Annotated in this window: 4 protein-coding genes; 1 reads left to right on the top strand and 3 read right to left on the bottom strand. The window is 59.7% G+C overall.

The window, feature by feature from the left end:
• Positions 1-153: 153 nt before the first annotated feature.
• The 3 genes from MKK68_RS05505 to MKK68_RS05515 all read right to left on the bottom strand — a co-directional run bounded on the left by MKK68_RS05505 (position 154) and on the right by MKK68_RS05515 (position 2865).
• The gene (locus MKK68_RS05505) at positions 154-528 is read right to left on the bottom strand and encodes a hypothetical protein (RefSeq protein ID WP_244029215.1); all 375 of its coding nucleotides are present in this window, start codon (positions 526-528) and stop codon (positions 154-156) included.
• Positions 529-806: 278 nt separating this feature from the next.
• Complete coding sequence (locus tag MKK68_RS05510; protein WP_244029217.1) at positions 807-2153, bottom strand: globin-coupled sensor protein; 1347 nt, start codon at positions 2151-2153, stop codon at positions 807-809.
• Positions 2154-2361: 208 nt separating this feature from the next.
• Complete coding sequence (locus MKK68_RS05515; RefSeq protein WP_244029219.1) at positions 2362-2865, bottom strand: MucR family transcriptional regulator; 504 nt, start codon at positions 2863-2865, stop codon at positions 2362-2364.
• 171 nt (positions 2866-3036) lie between these two features.
• Between MKK68_RS05515 and MKK68_RS29870 the strand changes: the two genes are divergently transcribed.
• Positions 3037-3315: a PilZ domain-containing protein gene (locus tag MKK68_RS29870; RefSeq protein ID WP_409567172.1), complete on the top strand. Its 279-nt coding sequence runs from the start codon at positions 3037-3039 to the stop codon at positions 3313-3315.
• The last annotated feature ends 62 nt before the right edge of the window (positions 3316-3377 follow it).

A 3377-nucleotide genomic window follows, 5' to 3' on the forward strand; every position in this document is an offset into this window, starting at 1 on the left:
GCAGCTCGGCATCGAGCAGGTGATGGGCGCCTTGCAGAACATCCGCCAGGCGAGCCAGCAGACCGCCGCCGGCACCCGCGAGGTCGAGGCGGCCTCGGCCAACCTCACCGAGCTCGCAGGAGCCCTCATGGCCCTCGCCGAGCGCTACCGGCACTAGGCGCCTTTCAGCGCCTGCCCCGACTCGCCAAGCGGCAGAGTACCCGGTTGCTCGGTTCTCTCTATGAGGCCACGGGCCTGCGCGATGAACAGGTCGATCTGCACTACCCCTTGAACGATCGCGACGATGAGATTGGCGTTTGCAACATCGATATGAGGTAGCCTACTCGTTTCCCGGCTACGCAGGTCGGAGAGCAGCGCCGTCATTTCATCCCGCCGTAGCCGCAGGTCTGCGAGGATCACCTCGGCCCGCGCCGCCTGCAGGCTCGTAGCTTGGCCCCCGGCCAGGAGCGCTACGGCGGCGACATCGGTCCGAGCGAGAGCCGATTGCTCAGCCCCCTTCGGGCGCAGTGGAATGATCTGTCGGCTCATAGTTCCGCTCCGCCTATCGGGAGGCTTGTAGCCCTGATGCCGGCATACGGCCTGCCAACGGCGATGAGAGTCCATCTTGTAGGCAGGCCTAACGCCTTGCCACCGGTCGACGTGCATCAATCTCACGCCACCTGAGCGTTCAACGTACCCAGACAGGCTGCGCGGCCTCAATGCCCTGAGGCTTGATGCAAGCTACAGGCGCCCCCCCAAGAAATGCTGGTAGAGACGTGGGCGTTTACCCGTATCGTGCTCCCGTCAGGTTCGTGACGGCAAGCTGATCATGCTGCCCGCCCTTGGGCTACCAAAATAGACATGGCGTTCTCGAGTTTGACCGCCTCGCTTGCCAACTGACGAGCAACACCTTGCAACTCGTCCGCTGCCGTTCCAGCCGTGTTCGCTGCGTTGCTGACACCCGTTATGCTGCCAGCGACCTCTTGGGTACCCGCAGCGGCTCGGCTCACATTCCCTGCGATTTCTTGGGTTGCCGCCCGCTGCTGATCGACGGCGGCTGCCATCGTAGCGGCGACCTGATCCATCTCGCTGATCATTGTGGCGATCCGCTCGATCGCCGTGACGGCGGAAGCTGTGGCACTCTGCATCCCTGCGACCTGCGCAGAGATTTCCTCCGTTGCCTTTGCGGTCTGGCCGGCGAGGCTCTTCACCTCTGCCGCCACCACAGCAAACCCACGACCCGCCTCGCCAGCCCGTGCCGCCTCGATCGTCGCGTTGAGAGCCAAGAGGTTGGTCTGGCTGGCGATCGAGGAGATGAGCGACACGACATCGCTAATACGAGATGCGGACCCGGACAAGCCTTGGACGGTCGCGTCGGTCTGCTGTGCTGCTTGGTTGGCAGCTTGCGCGATCTCGGCGGCACGTGTGACTTGCTGTGACACCTCGCTCAACGATGCCGACAACTCCTCCGCCGCCGCCGCTACGCCATCGACGTTCTGGGAAGCCTCCTGGGACGCGCCAGTCACGGTCTCAGCAAGGCTCGCGGTCTCGTTGATGGCTTGGAGAGTGAGCCCAGCACGACTGCTGACGGCGTTGGCCCCCTCTGTCACACCTGCCACGATGTCCTGAACCTGGTTCTGGAAACCTTTGAGTTGCATGAGGGCATCATGGCGCCGCTCGTCATCGACCCGCGTGTAGGTCTCCAACAACAATTCCAGATCGAACCAAGCCAGCTGGCTGATGACGCTGGTAAGAGCCCGATGCTCGCTAATCCGCTTCAACGTTCGGGGCGTCCCAAACGCTTGCGGGATCGGTGCGGCCAGACCAAGTTCACGAACAAGAGCTCGCGACACGACAGAATGGCAGATGACGATAGCGTAAGCCGGTACCTTGTTCCTGCTGAACGCCGTTGCCAACCGCTCGATTGACTCGTCAAAGGCAGCCCCGATTTCACCGGAGGCAACCATGATCCAGTGCGCAAGGCGTGCTTCATGAACCTCGGGCACTCGCAACGCCGCATCAATCTCTGGCCAACTTGCAAACGTTTCTTGCAATTCGAAGAGCAACGTAGGCATGCGGTTCCGCACGACTTCCGCCTGAGCTCTGATCAATGTGAGATCATCGGCGCCGACGCCGAAGACACCGAGACTCTTCTTGTGCTTGGTGCCGATCATTGTCGTTCTGAGCTCGTAAGGCAAAATCCAGTTAAGTATCGTACCAAGCCCAGAATATTTGATTAATTTCACCGCTGGCTCACTCAAAAGTGAAGCTACCGTACCGCCAGCATACGAAGCTGGCGGTGATCGGTCGGGTAGCAAGGTGTGCCATTGAGTGGCCTCAAGCTGTCTCGAGAGCCTTGCTCCACCCACGGACCTTCGAGGGCTACGAAGTGCTATCAGCCTTGGCCCTGCCACCGCGGGTCGCGGGTGTCGCGGCAAAGATCTCATCCAATGAAGTAGCCTTGAGCGATGACTTCCGCCGCATCTGACCGAGACCAAGGGAGCGCGCCAGCTCGGAACGCTGCGCCGAGTAGTTGGCGGTTGTCATCGGGTAGTCAGCCGGCAGGCCGTATTTCGTCCGGTAGGCTTCGGGAGTCAGACCCCGCAGCGTCAGGTGCCGGCGCAGCGTCTTATAGGATTTACCGTCCTCGAAGCTGATCAGCGCATCAGGCGTGACCGACTTCTTGATCTGAGCTGCGGTCGCCTTCTCAGAACCAGCGGGTTCGACCGGGGCTTCATTGCCGAGGCCAGTAAGGGCAGCATGCACCTTGGCGATAAGAGACGCCAGTTCGCTCATCGGCACGTTGTTATTCGAGACGTAGGCGGCGACGAGATCCGCCGTCATGTCGAGCTTGTTGTCAGACAAGCCCTGTTCCGTTTCATCCATAGCTGACCCTCAATCGCATGCAACCTACAGAAGCAGATATAATGCATATATCCCGCTAAAGTGGAAGATGGCGATCGGAAATCTGTTCGGATTTTGGTCGATCTACTCCTTTGGTGAGCCTTTCTGAACCATTGAACGCCTACGTTTCATTCATTCGATGGGCAAAGCAGCATGGACGAACCTAAATACCCCCGGCGATCTCCGCGCCGTGAGACAATGATCATTGGGGCGCTACGCACGGATGATGGGGATGAAATCCCCTGCGTCGTGCGGGACGTTTCAAAGGAAGGGGCCAGGATCTCTGTCTCACAGCGAGAACCGCTAGCGGACTCTGTCGAACTGAAGCTGCAGTGTTCTCAGGGATCAGTGCGCATGCGGGTCATGTGGCGCGACGGGCCTTTCGCCGGCTTGTCAAGCCTGAATGTGGGTTTGTTACATAGTCGAACGTAGGATAGAACTTTCAATATTTTTCATTCAATATGTTACTTTCGTTCACATGATTTCACGGCCTG

This window comes from Methylobacterium sp. E-016, from assembly GCF_022829745.1.
Lineage (GTDB): Bacteria > Pseudomonadota > Alphaproteobacteria > Rhizobiales > Beijerinckiaceae > Methylobacterium.